This is a genomic window from Streptomyces sp. GS7 (genome assembly GCF_009834125.1).
Classification (GTDB): domain Bacteria; phylum Actinomycetota; class Actinomycetes; order Streptomycetales; family Streptomycetaceae; genus Streptomyces.
The window spans coordinates 4,507,566-4,521,919 of the sequence record NZ_CP047146.1; the positions used below are offsets into that span (position 1 = coordinate 4,507,566).

Genomic DNA, 14,354 nt, shown 5'->3' on the forward strand with positions numbered 1-14,354 from the left:
CCTGTCACATCACGGACTTACACGATCTTTCAGACACATTCGGTTCCAGAGGCCCTTGGGCAGGGGTAAGGGTGGTGCGGTCGAACGGGCCGCCATGTGAGGCGGCGTACGCAACGGCGTCGTTGACGGCATCGAGGCCGAACGACCTGACCCGTTCGGGGGCGAGGTCCAGCGCGCCCGAGGCGAGGAGCCGGATGATGCCGACGTTCGTTGTGCGCGGGTACATCCACTGGCCGCGCACGGTGATCGAGTTGCGCATGATCCACGGGTACGGGAGCGCGAGGTCGTCGCCGCCGAGCATGCCGACGCCGCCCATGAGGACAACGCGACCGTACTCGCGCACGGTCATGGCCGCCGCGCGCGCCGCCGAGCTGGGTGCGCTCGGCGGGAGCAGGTCGATCACCATGTCGATCGGGCCGTCGCCCGCCGCGGACATCGCCGCGCTGTCGCCGGCCACGTCCCCGGTCAGCGGCACCGGGCGCACGCGCGGACCGAACCGGTCGGCGAGAAGGTCGAGCGCGACCCGGTTGCGGCCCGGGGCGACCATGCGGCCCGCCCCCATCGCGAGCGCGACCGCGACCGCACTGCTGCCGAGGTTGCCGGTGGCCCCACTGACGAGCAGCGTCTCACCGGCTGCGAGCCCGCCGGCCAGCAGCCCGCCGTAAGGGATGACGTGCACGCCGAGCGAGGCCCAGCGGGCCGGGTCCTCCACCGCGGCGGCGGGCAGCTGGAAGACGTTCTCCGTCGGGACCCGCATGAGTTCGGCGAACGATCCGTCGTGCAGGTACCGGGCGAGCCGCGCTCCGCCCTCGCCGCGGGAGCTCCAGCCCTGGAGCGTGATGTCGGGCGTCAGGGCGTCGTCCCGCGAGCGCACCGTGGAGTCGCACCACACCAGGTCGCCGACGCGCAGCCGGGTGGCGTCCGGGCCGACCTGGACGATCCGTCCCACGCCGCCGACACCGGGCACGACGGGAGGGACCAGGGGGTAGTTCCGCGCGCCGCTGAAGACCTCGGCCGCGTACGGGGGCACGAAGGCGGCGAGCACCTCGACCACCACCTCGCCGCCGCCGGATCCGGGGTCGGGCACCTCCCGCACCGTCAGCGGGGCGCCGAACCGCGTCAGTACCGCTGCTCGCACGTGATGACCTCCATGTTCGTCCGTGTCCGTCGCGATCGACACTAGGAGTTCGGCGACCATGCGGGAAGCGACGTTCTCGCATCTGTGGTATGCGTTTGCCGCATGGATATCTCCAGTGCGGGCCTACGGGTCCTGCGGCAGATCGCGGAGTCCGGCAGCTTCACCGCCGCAGCCGCCCGGCTCGGCTACACGCAGTCGGCGGTCTCGCGCCAGGCCGCCTCCCTCGAACGGAGCGCGGGCACTGCCCTGTTCGAACGCCGTCCCGACGGGGTGCGGCTCACCCCGGCGGGTCTGACCCTGCTGCGCCACGCTCGCACGATCCTGGACTGCCTCACGGCGGCCGAGCGGGACCTCACCGGCGCCGTTGTGCGGACCGAACTGGTGCGGCTCGGACTGTTCCTGAGCGCGGGCGCGGCCATCCTGCCTCCCGCACTCGCCCGCCTCGCGGCGACCGACCCACAGATCACGGTCACCACGACCGAGGGCACCACGCCCACCCTGATCCGGGCGCTGCGCGCGGGCTCGATCGACCTCGCCGTGCTGACGTCCCGCCCGCCCCACCGGCCCTTGGACGGCGAGTCACCGCGCCTGCACGTCGAGACCGTCACGGACACCGAGCTCGTCGTGGCGGCGCCTTCGACCGGAGAGTTCGCCGGCCGCACCACCGTGCACGTCGACGAACTGGTCGACGCCGCGTGGATCGCCACCCCGGCGTCGAACTCCGAGCCACTGCTCGGCGTCTGGCCCGGCCTGCCCGGACGGCCGCGCATCGTCCACTGCGCGCGCGACTGGCTGACGAAGCTTCAACTGGTCGCCGGCGGCTTCGGGATGACGACGGTGCCCTCCCGGCTCTCGCCGGTGCTGCCGCCCGGGGTGAGCCTGCTGCACGTCGAAGGCGCGCCTCCCGAGATCCGCCGGGTTCTCGTGGCGCGCCTGCCCGGCCGCCCCACCCCGGCGATCACGGCCGTCACCCGAGCGATCACCTCAACTGCCTGATACGTGCTGCCGGGAACGTCGGATTCGCTGCCGTAGCCCACCAAGAGCGCACACCATCACGCGGACCTCAGCACTCGCCGGGGCCCCTTCCACCAGGAGCACCCGGCTGCTGCCCGAGCAAGTACCGCGGTGACGTCGAAACTCGTGAACATCACCAGACTGTGGATCTGGGCCCCGCCCAAACCCCTGAACAACTGACTTCACAACTCGTGAAGAAAGCCAGCCGACTGCTGACCGACACGGAGATACCGATGCGGCTCCGAGTCGCCGGAGTCCTCCTGCTCCTCTGCGCACAGCCCGTGAGCCGCATCGTCCGACTCACCCTCGACGACGTCATCCGCGACGGCGACACCGTGCCGCTACGGCTCGGCGAGCCACTCTCGCCCGTCCCCGCACCGGTCGCTGCCCTGCTGCTGGAGCACATCGCCAACCGCGACAACATGAACACCGCCACCAACCCGGCATCCCGCTGGCTCTTCCCCGGCCGCCGGGCGGACCAGCCGTCCCGCCCCGACCACCTGTCCGCCCTCCTGAACGAGGTCGGGATCCCGGCCGCAGCCGCCCGCGGCTCCTCCACCGCCAGCAGCTACTCGAACTGCCAGCCCCCGTCGTCGCGGACGCTCTCGGCTACCACGACAAGACCACCACCAGGCTCCGCAACGAGACCGGCGGAACATGGAGCCGATACGGCCCAGGGGATCACGGAAGGTCATCAGCGGGCTGGGCTCCTCGGGGAACCGGCAACAGTTGAATACGCGAGCCCACCGGTCAAGCCGTACGTGAGCAGGCTGCGGCGGAGCCGCGTCCGTCGGCGGGTCTGGCGAGCGAGGGGTCGATGCGCAACCAGTCGATGAGCGGGTGGATCTGTCGGATCAGCCCAGCGATGCGCTCACTGCACGCAGCTCGTCCAGGGCCGCCAGGACGTATCCGGCGAGTTCGTCCTTGCCGTCACGGTCGCCCTCGGACCATTGGGCGAACCCGCGCTTGAAGGCGAGGACGCCCAGCTCGCTCGCGAGGGCCGCGGTGGGGTCGGGCAGGCCGCGGGCGACCAGGGCGGCCGTCATCGCGGCGGCGAGGCTGACGGTCTTGAGGGCGTCACGCTCTTGCAGCTCGGCGCTGGCGGCGACGGCCGCTTTCAGGCGCGGGGCGAGCTCGCGGTTCATGGGGCCCATCGCGCTCGACGCGCGTTCAAGACCGGCGGCGACCGCCTGTAGCGGGGTGGCGCGGTCGGGGGCTTCGGCGATCCCCTCGGTGAGCAGCCGGCTCAGCGTCTCCTGTCCGGCCACCAGCAGCTCGCGCTTGTCGGGGAAGTGTCGGAAGAAGGTGCTCTTGGTGACCCCGGCCCGCTCGGCGATCTGCGCGACCGTCGTGGCGTCGTATCCCTGCTCGGTGAACAGGTCGACTGCGGCCACGACGAGGCGTTCGCGTGCGCCTGGTTCCCACCTACTCATGGGGTCAGCATATGTGATGGGACTCTTGTCCCGTCACCTGGTAGCGTGTGACGGGACAAGAGTCCCATCACTTGGGGGGGATCTCCATGCGTGTCTTCGTCACCGGTGCCACCGGTCTGATCGGGTCCACCGTCGTCGCCGAACTGCTCGGCAACGGCCACACCGTCCTCGCACTCGCCCGTTCCGACGCGTCCGCACTCGCCGCCGAGGCTGCCGGCGCCGAGCCGCTCCGCGGAGCCCTCGCCGATCTGGACGTCCTCCGAGCCGGCGTCACTCAAGCCGACGGGGTCGTCCACCTGGCGTTCGGCAATGACTTCAGCAGCCCCGAGGCCCTCGCGAAGAACATCGCCGAGGAGAGCACCGCCCTCGCGGCCCTCGGCGAGGAACTCGTCGGCAGCAACCGCCCCTTCGTGACCGTCTCGGGTACGCCCCAGGCCCCGGGCCGCACCTCCACCGAGGCCGACCCGGTGCCGACCGACGGACCGGTCGGCGGCCGCGGCCGCACGGTCACAGCCGTCCTGGACCTTGCCGCGCGCGGGGTCCGGAGCACGGCCGTACGCCTGCCGCGCACGGTCCACAACCAGGGCGCGGGCGGGTTCGCCGGCCTGCTGACCGACATCGCACGCCGGAGCGGGGTGTCCGGCTACCCGGGCGACGGCACACAGCGCTGGCCGGCCGTCCACGCGCTCGACGCGGCAGTCCTCCTCCGACTCGCCCTGGAACAGGCACAAGCCGGCAGCGTCTGGCACGCCGTGGCCGACGAGGGAGACCGGGTGCGGGACATCGCCGCGGTCATCGGCCGACGGCTGGGCCTGCCGGTCGAGCCGGTGCCGTCGCAGACGTACGGCCCTCTCGGCCCGATCTTCGCGACCGACCAGCCCTCGTCCAGCACCCATACCCGGCAGACCCTCGGCTGGGAGCCGCAACACCCCGGCCTCCTGGAGGACCTGGAGAACATCCAGCCCTGACCAGCGACCGGGACGCCCGCTTACGACGCACGCGCCGACAACGGCAGACCCTCACCCCTCACCTACGTCACTCGCGGTCGACCGTCTCGGCACGGCAATGTCCCGCGCCCGTCTGAGCTTGTCGTTGACCTGCGGTGTCGGTGGCGACCCCGGCCGGTCGTGAGGAACAGCCCTGGGTTGATCATTCCCCTCGGGGCCCAACCAAGGTGGCTGTAAAGCCCGCCGCGGAACGACCCTGAAGCCCGTCAGCGGTTCCACCGAACGGCGGGGTCGTGCTCGGCGACGTGCTGGGCGACCGCGTCGACGCCGGGACGGGCGTATCGCTCCAGGGACCGCACGGAGGCGTGTCGGGAGCGGGCCAGGAGAGCCACCACTGCCGACGCTGCCTCTCCATCCCCGCGATGGCCACGCAAGGTCATCAGCGCGTTGGGCTCGTCGGGGAACCGGCGACAGTTGAATACGCGAGCGCACCAGTACGAGGCCGTTATCCCAATAGAGAAGCGAGCCTGCGCCATTCCTCCCTCGGGAGCTTGTCCCTGTGGGTGCCGGTGAGCACCTGGGGGCCACGTGGTCCTCGCCTGCCTGATGGAAGGTGTCGATGCGGTCGCGGATGCGGTCCTCGTCGCCCCAGGCGAAGACCGCGTCGATCAGGCGGTCGCTGCCGCTCGGTCAGGTCGGCCTCGGTGAAGCCGTGCCGCAGAAGGTGTTGGTGTAGTTCGGCAGCGTGAGGTACATGGCGAGGGCGTCGCGGGCCAGCGCGCGGGCCCGGGCCGGGTCGGTCTCCATAACCACCTTCAGCACCGGGGCGAGCAGCGGGCCCTCGCCGAGGATCTCGCGAGCCTGGGCGGTGTGTTCGGGCGTGACCAGGTAGGGGATGGCGCCGGCCGCCCGCTCGCCGGACAGCTTCAGCATCTTCGGGCCCAGCGCGGCCAGCCCCTGCTGTCGGCGGCGACGCCGACCTCGTCCAGCTCGTCGAGGTAGCCGGTCATCGCCGCGTACGGGCGGCTGTAGTCCTTCACCAGCGGGCCGTGGCTCACGCCGAGACCCACCAGGTAGCGGCCGGGGTGCGCCGATGCCACCTTGGCGAAGCCGGCCGCGGTCGTGGCGGCCTCCTGCTGCCAGATGTTCAGCATGCTGGTGCCGACGAGGATGCGGCGCGTCGTCCCGATCAACGGGGCGGCATGGTCGGCGGTGCTGTTGTTACCGAGCCAGATGGCGCCGTACCCGAGTTCCTCCAGCTCGGCCGTGGCCTCGTCCAGTTCGCCGCGTTGGGCCGGGTCCTGCGAGCGCAGTTCGACGCGGCTCGCGGAAATGGTCTTCCAGAGTGCCGCTGGGCCCGCGGTGCTCGGCGCAGGCCGGGCGGGAGCAGGAGAGTTTCACCGCGCCGGCGGACGGGCGGCCGTGGGGGGCCAGGCGCACCGTCCACACCCGCCCTGCCACGCGCGCCTCCTGCTGCGTCCCGGCCTCCACCGCCATGTGCGTACTCCCCAGCGTTGCTTGATCCGGTGCGCTCGCGGTCTTCATCATCGGGGATACCGGCCGATCAGCCCCCGGGAAACGGACGTTTCAGCCCGGCGTGCTCTGCTCGCACGCAAGTGAAGCCGACGCCGCTGGTGCTGTGACCGCATAGGTTCGCCGGGGTGGTGTTCGTGGTCTTTGGGAGAGTTGGATGTGACGACACGTCCGATCAGCGCACGGAGGCGGGATGGCGGGGCGGGTCAGGGTTCGCAGGCTGACCGAGCAGGAGGGGCAGGGGCTGCGGCGGATCGTACGGTGGGGCAGTACGCGTACGGTGCGGTTCCGGCGGGCGATGATGCTGCTGGCCCCGGCGGGCGGCAACAGCGTTCCGGTCATCGCGAGGCTTGTTCAGGCGGACGAGGACAGTGTCCGCGACCTGATCCCACAAGTTCAACGAGAGCGGGCTGGCCTGTCTGGGACTCTCCGTGGGCGGGAGGCCGTCCCCGCCTGCTCGGCGATGACCGACGAGGAGGTTCGTCGTCCAGACGGCCAGCACCCGCCCGACGAAGCTGGGCAAGCCCTTCACCCGCTGGTCGATCCGGAAACTCGCCGACCATCTGCGCCGCAACGTCGCCCGTCCGATACACATCGGGCGCGAGGCCCTGCGGACGCTGTTGGTCCGCCGCGGGATCACGTTCCAGCGGACCAAGACCTGGAAGGTGTCCACGGATCCGGACTGCGATGCCAAGCTGGAACGGATCGAGTACGCGAGCAACGAGCGCCCGGAACGGACTTTCGCCTTCGATGAGTTCGGTCCTTTGGGCATCCGTCCGACGGCCGGGTCGTGCTGGGGCGCAGCAGGGCAAGCCGGACCGGTTGCCGGCGACCTTTCACCGCACCCACGGGGTGACGTATTTCCACGGCTGCTACTCGGTCGGCGACGACACTCTCTGGGGTCGTCAACCGGCGCCGCAGGGGCACCGGCCGACCTTGGCCGCGCTCAAGAGCATCCGGGGCGGCCCGTCAGGACGGCGTCCCCGTCTACGTGATCTTGGACAGCCTGTCCGCCCACACCGGAGCGAAGAATCCGCCGCTGGGCGGCGAAGAACAAGGTCGAGCTGTGCTTCACCCCGACGAACGCCTCCTGGGCGAATCCGGTCGAGTCGCACTTCGTGCCGCTGCGGCAGTTCACCCTCGCCAACTCGGATCATCCCCACCACACTGTCCAGACCCGGAAGTTGCACCGCTACCTGCACTGGCGCAACGCCAACGCCCGCCACCCCGACGTCCTGGTCGCCCAGCGCAGGGAACGCGCCCGTGTCCGCGGCGAGGAAAGGCATCCGGTGGGGCATCCGACCGCCCTCCATCGCATCGTGACGGCCAGGACACCACCAATGCCCGGTGCTGAGGAGATCCCGCGTGTCAGGTGCCGTTTGCTGCCAAGATGCCGGGCCGCGAGCGCGGTGACCTGGGCGGACAGGTCCGACAGGGAGGAATCGCGCAGTGCGGCGGCCCGGTGCGAGCCGGGCCACGTCGTTCCCCCAGGCGCCGGTGGCCCGGTCGTCCTCACCGATTTCGGGCGAACCCCCGGTCCAGCAGACCGCGGGCCTCGTCGTCCCGTTGCCGAGCCACCGCTTTTTACCGCGCCGACGGCATTGGCCAGGGCACTGGCCGGCCGTGACCACTCACCCTCACGGGCGCGCGCCGCGGATTCCCCGCGTCGTAGTGCAGGTCATCCGCGACCGATGCGGTGCGGACATCCAGATCAAGCCGCCAGAACAGCGGCACCCCCACGAAGCGGACGAACAGCAAGCGGCGGCGGTCGGAACGGTGAAAGTCCGGGTCACTGCGGACGTCGTCGACCGGCCGAACCTCACCCAATGCCTCCACCACGCGGGCCAGACAGTCCGGGAACTGCGCGTCCGGCACGACCCACGCGACGTCGATGTCGCTGAAGGCGTCCGCAGTACCTGACGCCAGCGAGCCGATCAGCGCCGTACTTGAGCCCGGGCAACACCTCTTCAGCGCGAGGCACACCTCGGCGGCCAGGGCGGCACGATCGGTCTCTCTCGCCATAACGCACACCGTAGTCTGCCCCGCGTCACACCAATCGTCCTCAGCACTCCCAACCGAATCCGACCGTCCCCTACGGCTTGGTTGTCTAGCCCGGTCTTCACGAGCATGGCGGCACTGTCCGGACTATGGGCCGTCTGGCAGGCCAGCCGCGTCAGTGTTTTCCGCTCCCAGCGGGATCCAACTCAGGCGACTGCGCAGCCCTGCCGCCCGCCGCCAACTAGTGAGGGAAGACCTCGTCTTTGGGTTTCATCATGGGCGCCGTGGGCGCGCTCGTATTCGGGCTCATGACCCGCCTCATGATCGGTCTCGTGGTCGGTCCCCTGTTAGGGCTTATGGCTATGCTCACCATGGCGTTCGGGGAGGGGGAGGGCTCACAGAACTCACCAGCGATTCGACACCGACAGACCCTAGGTCCCCCGTGCGGGAGGATCTGGTGCGCGGGCTCATTGTCTGCTCGTGGGCGGGTTCATCGGGTTTTTTATGGTGCTCCTGATCGTGCTCATGGGCGGAGTCATGGGCGGGTTCGTGCGTGGACTTGTGATCGCACTCACGCAGGGACTCGTATCTGGGCTCGCGTGGGGTGTTGTGGCCGGGCTCTACTTGTCGGGAGGCGCTGGCCGCCGCTTCCTGGTCTTCCTTTGCTGCTCCCGTCGGCGACTGCCGTGGAAACTGGGCACCTTCCTGAACTGGTCCTATGGAGCAGGTCTTCTCCGGATCTCTGGTGTGGCGTACCAGTTCCGCCACCGAGAGCTCCAGGACTGGCTCACCACCCACCCCCCTTCCCTAGCGGTTCGCCTCACTCTCTCCCTCAGCCTGTGCTGTTCATGACCTAGTAGAAGCGACGCCCCCCGTCACTGATCACGCCTCCGCCGCTGTTCATGGCGAAGGGGCGCCAGTGGCGTGGTTGGCCGCTCCGCCAGGACTCGACGGAATACCACCTCCGACGGTCGCACAACGGCCAGTATCGACACCCACCGCTCGGTGGGGCCCGGATCCACGTTGCAGGCGCCCAGCAAGGCGATGAGCAGGGCGGTGGACATCGGCCGGTCACCGCGAAGAACGGCGCCGTAGGTGTGGTGGGAGAAGCCGCCCCGGTGGCGTGCAAGGTCTCGCAGGCTCAGCCCGCGGAAGCGGCGCATGTGATCCAGGAGCCGGGCCAGCTCGGCCTCGCTCTTGACCCACTGGGGTGGAGTGAGCTGGCCGGTGCGAGCCCATCTCTTTCAGCACGGCTGCGTGCTTGTCGCCGGTATCGGTGTGCTGGGTGAGACGGAGGTTCTCCCACCGGGAGCGCCACCGCTCGGGATCGGCGCCGCAGGCCCGGACGTATCCCTCCACCGTCCGCCAGGTGGGCAGCGTGCGGCCGTTGTGCGCGCCTGAGAGCGAGGCGATGCAGACGCCGGAGCGCCGGGACATCTCGGCGAGGCTTGGGTGCGAGGCCCGTTGGCGCAGCGCGCGCAGGGCCTCGGCGAAGTCCACCAGGTGACGGTCGTGGCCGTCGCCGGTGGGCAGGGCGTTCATGGGGCGGGCCACCGCAGCTCCTTTCGCGAGCCCGCGGCCCGGGGCACGGTGGCCCCGGGCCAGGGATCGTCAGGACTGGGTGAAGCGGCGCCGCAGTTCGACGCTGACGACGCCGGCGACGCACACGACGGCCACCGACCGTTCCAGGTCGATCCCCAGGGGCGAGGAGGGTGACCAGCGAACCCAGTACGACGACCAGGAGGACCAGGTCGACCCAGGACAGGCGGGGACGCGAAGCCGGGGGCTCGGACTGGGGCTGTGAGGCGTCGGAGTTCTTTGAAAGGACCAGGGACACTAAGACTCCAGTGGAGGCGACGGATTGCTGTGGACTGGCCCGCCCGGTTGCAGCCGGAAGATAGGGCCGTTTTCACGCTACTGGCCTCAACGCGGGGTACATACGCACGGAGTTGCAGGACTGAGCACACCTGTCAACACCGACCCGGCGTCACGAAACACGTCACACGCTGCACCGTCGGTGGGATTGCGCGGATTCGCCGGAAGCGCGGCTTCCGTAGAGTTCCAGGTGGTGTTTTCGCAGGTCAGGCGGTACATGGTGCAAGGCGAGAAGAATCTCGGAAATCCCCGACAAGGCATAAACAACCGTCCGTGCTCCGCTTCTCGCCAGTTATTTATGGACTGTCGCGTGAGTGCCGCGAATAATCCCATGAGATTGCTTCGGAAGGGGTGAGTTTTCGCAGGTCAGAGCGGTCATTTTTCATGCGCTGTAAGAGCTACGCGGCGTGGTGCTGTACAGTTCCGGTCCTGGCAGTCAGACTCTTACTTGTCAGCTCGCAGATTGGTTAGCAGTGCGAGCCCCGGGCGGCGCATCCGTACTGCTGTGGACGCACCAGGGACAACCAGGGGATCTTCCGTTGCAGCGGAACCCCCACCAACTCATCAGCACGCACTCACCAGAGCGCGAAGCTGGGGACAGCGCAGATGTGGCCCGGCCGATGTGGCCGGGCCACACGTGTGTCCAGCACCGGATTCACCGACTGAGCTTGTCGTTCAGGCGGATGACGGTGCCCTCGATGAGGGGCAACGGCCCGTCGTGGCCGGTCCAGGCTGCTTGGCGTGTCAGCCGTGAGTGCAGCCCGGTCCCGTGCCTGTGCGGTGGCCATTCCGTAGAGGCGGGGTGTTGGTGACGGTCACGGCCTGCTCGGCGCCCCAGGTGGCCGGGTCGCCGAAGACGAACTCGCCGCCGTGCTCGGGCGGTCGGCCGCCCTTGGGATCGTAGGTGCTGATGAGGATCTCTGAAAACGGCCAGGCGTACTCGTCGCCCCACCCGGTCCGGCATTCATCGGAGTGGGAGTTTCAGCGAACTCCACCTGCGTTGTCGACCGTGGCCAGCCGCTTGTGGAGTGTGCGGCGGTGCGGGCCGGTCCAGGGCGCCTGAGGTGGCATTGCGGCGCTCCGCGCTGCGCGTTGCCCACCCTGGACAGGCCTGACCAGCCCGAACGGCGGGCGGGTTGTCGGGCGGCCCGAGAACCCTGGCGTCGCGGGGGACAAGGCCCACTATTATGCAACAGTCAGTTCATAATGCCCGCACCATATCCGCACCACAGCACCTGGGCCTTCGCCGTCAACACCCCGCCCGTCGACGGCCACCGCCGCACCATCCGCCGCGCCGGCTTCCCCGACGAACTCCACGCCAGCATCGCGCTGCAGCGTTTCAACGCGGGCCTGGCCCTGTGCGTCATCACCGACCCCAGGCAGCGCACCGCCGACTACCTGAGGGACTGGCTCACCAAGAAGGAACTGCACCTCAAGCCCACCACCATGGCCCGCTACCACGCCTACACCGAACAGGACCTGATCCCCGCCCTCGACGCCATCCCCCTCAGGCTTCGAACCTGGTCATTCGGGACGTGTCAGTGACTTCGTGTAAGAAGTTACGCAGATAGGCGGTCGAGGGGCGGCGGGAAGGCAGGGTAGGTACAGGTCCGTGATCACGGAGTTGGGTCACGCTCTGTGCTCGCTGGGGACCTGTGCCTGCGCTGCCACGAGGCTGAAGTGGATCGCTCTCGCCCCCTACGACCGCTTGGTGCCCTGCCACCAGGCGGGGTGGGCGGTGCCGTCGGTGGTACGGCCGTCGCGGTGAACGTAGTGGCGGACGTCGCGGCCGGGCTCGGTCAGTTCGCCGTCGAGGGCGCGCTGGAGCCACTCGGCGCCGAAGCGGAAGACCTCGGCGGCCACGCCGCCGAGGGGGTGGAATTCGTCCTCGTAGACGCGCAGTTCCTTTGGTGCACGGACGCGTTCGAAGGAGGCGAGGGCCTGGTGGAGTGGGGTGAGTTCGTCGAACTCGCCGATTCCGTAGAGGACCGGGCAGATGATCTGTTCGACGAGGTCGCCCAGCGGCATGTGGGCGGCGAGATCGCGGTCGAAGGCGTCCTCGTCGTCGTATCCAGCCATGTACATGTAGTTGTTCTTGAAGGTGGGCTGGGCGCGCTCGAAGATGGTGTGGAAGTCGCCGGTCACGGCCTCGAACGCGGCCAGTGCGGCGAGGCGCCGGTCCGTGGCTGCGGCACGTGAGCCCCAGTAGCCGCTCATGCTGATGCCGAACATGCCGATCCGGGTCAGGTCGACCTCGGGCAGAGATGCCAGGTGGTCTACGTAGAGGCTGATGGCGCGCTCGTAGTTGCCGAGGTCCACGGTCAGGCCACGGGCGCGGGACTCGCCTTGGCCAGGGCCCTCGATCGAGAGGGCGACCATGCCGCGTGAGGTGTAGTACCGCTCGGCGGCGTGGATGTAGTCCTCCTTGATCATGTCCATCCCGGGGCCGAGGATCACCGCGGGCGCGTTCTGCACCGCAGAGGCGGGCAGGTGGAGCAGGGCGAAGATCTACTTGCCCTCGAAGTCCAGGACTACGCGCCGGACGCGCCCGTCGCGCAGGGCGCCGAGGCGCTCGACGCAGTGGTTGGTGCGCTCGCGGAAGGCGGCCTTGCGCGGATCGGCGGCGTCGAAGATCGAGTACTGGGCGCGGCCCCACATCACCGCGGCCCGCTCGTACAGGTCGGAGGCGGTGCGCGCGAAGCCGTTCTTCTCGTGGTGGGCCGCGCGCTCCTCGGCCTGCGCGGCAACCGTCGCCCATGCCTTGGGCAGCATTGCGCCGCTCTTGACCAGCGCGAAGACCTTGTCGAAGTCGGTGTGGTCGTGGCCGAGCAGTTCCATGGTGCCCTTGGCCTCGGGGTGCAGGGCGTCGAAGCCGCCCTGGGCGAGTGCGATGTCCAGTGTCCAGCTCCGGCCGGTCGAACGGATGGTCACGAGGATCCCTTCTCTGCTGCGATTAGCTAAGTACTTATCTAGTAAGTACTTAGTCTAGGCTGTTGTCAACCCGCCCGTCTCGATGGGAAGACCTCCGCCCATGTCCCAGTCCGAGTCCCGACCGGATGCCGTCCGCGCGGCAGCGCTCGACCGCCTCGCCCGCGCCGCCTACCGGCTGAGCGCTGCGGACGCGCGGCTGCGCGGCCGTGCCACCCGGACCCCCGGTGCTCTCTCCCTCACCCACGCCCGCGCGCTACGCGCCCTGGCCGAGCAGGGCCCGCTGACCATCCGCCAACTCGCCGCAGGTACGGAGACCACCGGCGCCGCCACCACCCAACTGGTCAACGGTCTCGTCGCGGCCGGCTATGTCACCCGCACCCGCGCCTCCGAGGACAAACGCTCCGTCCTGGTCACCCTCACCGCCGCCGGACGAGCGCGGCACGACCAGCGCCAGCAGGCACTGGCCGAAGCCCTGCACACCGCCCTGGCCAGCTGGGACGGCCCGGCCCTGGACTCGGCCTCCGAGGTACTGGATCACCTGTCGGCGATCTATGACCAGCTCTGAGCAGCCCCACGCCGCACCGGGGCGCCTTTGGAAGGCCGTGCAGATGGGCGACCGTTCATGGTCGGCATTGAGGACGTGTATCCCAGCGGTGGGTGGTCCAGGCTCGGCGGATCAGGCTACGGACGGCGATGATCGTGTCCGCGAGGTCGAAGAAGGCGTTGACGACGGTCGCGCGGCGCTCGTAGCAGCGGGCAAGGCGGTGGAAGGCGTTCTGCCAGGCGTGCGTGCGCTCGACATGCCACCGCTGGCTCGCCTGGATCGGCGCCTTCTCACCTTTGTGCGCGATGCGGCCGTGCAGGTCGCGGGCGGCGAGTTCGACGCGGGTCTTGTCCGAGTCGTAGCCGGCGTCCAGGTGCACCGTGATGTCGTCGGGCAGCGGCCCGAGGCCGTCCAGCAGGTCCAGCGTCGGCGCGCGCAGCGGCGAGTCGTGGCGGTTCGCTCCGGCCAGGACCCGGCCGAGCGGGATTCCGTAACCATCCGTCATGCCCGAGCGTTTCAGGCCCTGCTTGCCGTGATCGACCGGTGAGCGCCCGGCGGCCTCGCCGCCACCGGGGGCCTTGGTGATGGACCCGTCGACGGCGATCTGGTCGAGCACGAGCCCCACGATCCGGTCGTAGGACTCCAGCGCGAACTGCTTGAGCCGGGCGAAGACGCCAAGCCAGCTCCACTCGTCGCGACGATTGCGGATGGTGGTCGCCGAGCAGGTCGTGTCGGAGATCGCCTGGTAGGAGCAGCCGAACCGCAGGAGCTGCAGCAGCTTGTCAAACACGATCCGGTCGCTGATACGGCGGCGGTGGCACCCCAGCGGGTGGGACGGATCGACCGTAGGGCGCTCGGGCAGCAGCGCCGCGAATTGGTCCCAGAGCGGGTCAGTCAGCCATGATGGAAGCACAGGCACAGGTCCCCCCAGTGATCACAGA

Annotated in this window: 13 protein-coding genes and 2 pseudogenes; 4 read left to right on the forward strand and 11 right to left on the reverse strand. The window is 69.5% G+C overall.

Annotated elements, in window-relative coordinates; translation table 11 throughout:
* Positions 1 to 4 precede the first annotated feature (4 nt).
* A complete protein-coding gene (locus tag GR130_RS20065; RefSeq protein ID WP_201304945.1) occupies positions 5 to 1,138 on the reverse strand; it encodes an alcohol dehydrogenase catalytic domain-containing protein in 1,134 nt (377 codons plus the stop codon).
* A gap of 102 nt (positions 1,139 to 1,240) precedes the next feature.
* Between GR130_RS20065 and GR130_RS20070 the strand changes: the two genes are divergently transcribed.
* Entirely contained in the window at positions 1,241 to 2,134 is an 894-nt protein-coding gene (locus tag GR130_RS20070; protein ID WP_159505996.1) for a LysR family transcriptional regulator, read from the forward strand.
* Positions 2,135 to 3,006: 872 nt separating this feature from the next.
* On the opposite strand, the gene GR130_RS20075 is transcribed toward GR130_RS20070, so the two are convergent.
* Complete coding sequence (locus GR130_RS20075) at positions 3,007 to 3,585, reverse strand: TetR/AcrR family transcriptional regulator (protein ID WP_159505997.1); 579 nt, start codon at positions 3,583 to 3,585, stop codon at positions 3,007 to 3,009.
* 86 nt (positions 3,586 to 3,671) lie between these two features.
* Between GR130_RS20075 and GR130_RS20080 the strand changes: the two genes are divergently transcribed.
* A complete protein-coding gene (locus GR130_RS20080; RefSeq protein ID WP_159505998.1) occupies positions 3,672 to 4,553 on the forward strand; it encodes an SDR family oxidoreductase in 882 nt (293 codons plus the stop codon).
* A gap of 245 nt (positions 4,554 to 4,798) precedes the next feature.
* Here GR130_RS20080 and GR130_RS20085 read toward each other — a convergent pair whose 3' ends face one another.
* The 6 genes and pseudogenes from GR130_RS20085 to GR130_RS40720 form a co-directional block, all read right to left on the reverse strand.
* Positions 4,799 to 4,927, reverse strand: a complete 129-nt coding sequence (locus GR130_RS20085) for a PmrA (RefSeq protein ID WP_236573233.1) — start codon at positions 4,925 to 4,927, stop codon at positions 4,799 to 4,801.
* Positions 4,928 to 5,037: 110 nt separating this feature from the next.
* Positions 5,038 to 5,866, reverse strand: a pseudogene (locus GR130_RS20090) (LLM class F420-dependent oxidoreductase).
* A gap of 1,783 nt (positions 5,867 to 7,649) precedes the next feature.
* Entirely contained in the window at positions 7,650 to 8,087 is a 438-nt protein-coding gene (locus GR130_RS20095) for a nucleotidyltransferase domain-containing protein (protein WP_236573234.1), read from the reverse strand.
* Between the two features lie 851 nt (positions 8,088 to 8,938).
* Complete coding sequence (locus GR130_RS41920; RefSeq protein WP_443043770.1) at positions 8,939 to 9,247, reverse strand: helix-turn-helix domain-containing protein; 309 nt, start codon at positions 9,245 to 9,247, stop codon at positions 8,939 to 8,941.
* The gene (locus GR130_RS20105; RefSeq protein ID WP_268977972.1) at positions 9,135 to 9,605 is read right to left on the reverse strand and encodes a helix-turn-helix domain-containing protein; all 471 of its coding nucleotides are present in this window, start codon (positions 9,603 to 9,605) and stop codon (positions 9,135 to 9,137) included. Before GR130_RS20105 ends, GR130_RS41920 begins: the two co-directional genes overlap by 113 nt.
* A gap of 1,006 nt (positions 9,606 to 10,611) precedes the next feature.
* Positions 10,612 to 10,826, reverse strand: a pseudogene (locus tag GR130_RS40720) (NF041680 family putative transposase); the annotation flags it as partial.
* Positions 10,827 to 11,144: 318 nt separating this feature from the next.
* Between GR130_RS40720 and GR130_RS20110 the strand changes: the two are divergent.
* On the forward strand, positions 11,145 to 11,483 hold the full coding sequence (locus GR130_RS20110) for a hypothetical protein (RefSeq protein ID WP_159506002.1): 339 nt from the start codon (positions 11,145 to 11,147) through the stop codon (positions 11,481 to 11,483).
* Positions 11,484 to 11,636: 153 nt separating this feature from the next.
* On the opposite strand, the gene GR130_RS40725 is transcribed toward GR130_RS20110, so the two are convergent.
* Positions 11,637 to 12,446 carry an alpha/beta hydrolase gene (locus GR130_RS40725; RefSeq protein WP_328707596.1) on the reverse strand — a complete coding sequence of 270 codons (810 nt, stop codon included), beginning with the start codon at positions 12,444 to 12,446 and terminating at the stop codon, positions 11,637 to 11,639.
* On the reverse strand, positions 12,447 to 12,869 hold the full coding sequence (locus tag GR130_RS40730; RefSeq protein WP_236573243.1) for a hypothetical protein: 423 nt from the start codon (positions 12,867 to 12,869) through the stop codon (positions 12,447 to 12,449). It abuts the gene before it with no gap.
* Positions 12,870 to 12,969: 100 nt separating this feature from the next.
* On the opposite strand from GR130_RS40730, the gene GR130_RS20120 reads away from it, so the two are divergent.
* Positions 12,970 to 13,434: a MarR family winged helix-turn-helix transcriptional regulator gene (locus GR130_RS20120; RefSeq protein ID WP_159506003.1), complete on the forward strand. Its 465-nt coding sequence runs from the start codon at positions 12,970 to 12,972 to the stop codon at positions 13,432 to 13,434.
* A gap of 55 nt (positions 13,435 to 13,489) precedes the next feature.
* Here the strand turns inward: GR130_RS20120 and GR130_RS20125 are convergent, their stop codons facing one another.
* Positions 13,490 to 14,332: an IS5 family transposase gene (locus tag GR130_RS20125; protein ID WP_159506004.1), complete on the reverse strand. Its 843-nt coding sequence runs from the start codon at positions 14,330 to 14,332 to the stop codon at positions 13,490 to 13,492.
* Positions 14,333 to 14,354 lie beyond the last annotated feature (22 nt).

Bases quoted from the DNA above. Each gene is read 5' to 3' on its own strand.
- GR130_RS20070 (WP_159505996.1), top strand. From the start codon at position 1,241: ATGGATATCTCCAGTGCGGGCCTACGGGTCCTGCGGCAGATCGCGGAG.
- GR130_RS20075 (WP_159505997.1), bottom strand. From the start codon at position 3,585: ATGAGTAGGTGGGAACCAGGCGCACGCGAACGCCTCGTCGTGGCCGCA.
- GR130_RS20080 (WP_159505998.1), top strand. From the start codon at position 3,672: ATGCGTGTCTTCGTCACCGGTGCCACCGGTCTGATCGGGTCCACCGTC.
- GR130_RS20095 (WP_236573234.1), bottom strand. From the start codon at position 8,087: ATGGCGAGAGAGACCGATCGTGCCGCCCTGGCCGCCGAGGTGTGCCTC.
- GR130_RS20105 (WP_268977972.1), bottom strand. From the start codon at position 9,605: ATGAACGCCCTGCCCACCGGCGACGGCCACGACCGTCACCTGGTGGAC.
- GR130_RS20110 (WP_159506002.1), top strand. From the start codon at position 11,145: ATGCCCGCACCATATCCGCACCACAGCACCTGGGCCTTCGCCGTCAAC.
- GR130_RS20120 (WP_159506003.1), top strand. From the start codon at position 12,970: ATGTCCCAGTCCGAGTCCCGACCGGATGCCGTCCGCGCGGCAGCGCTC.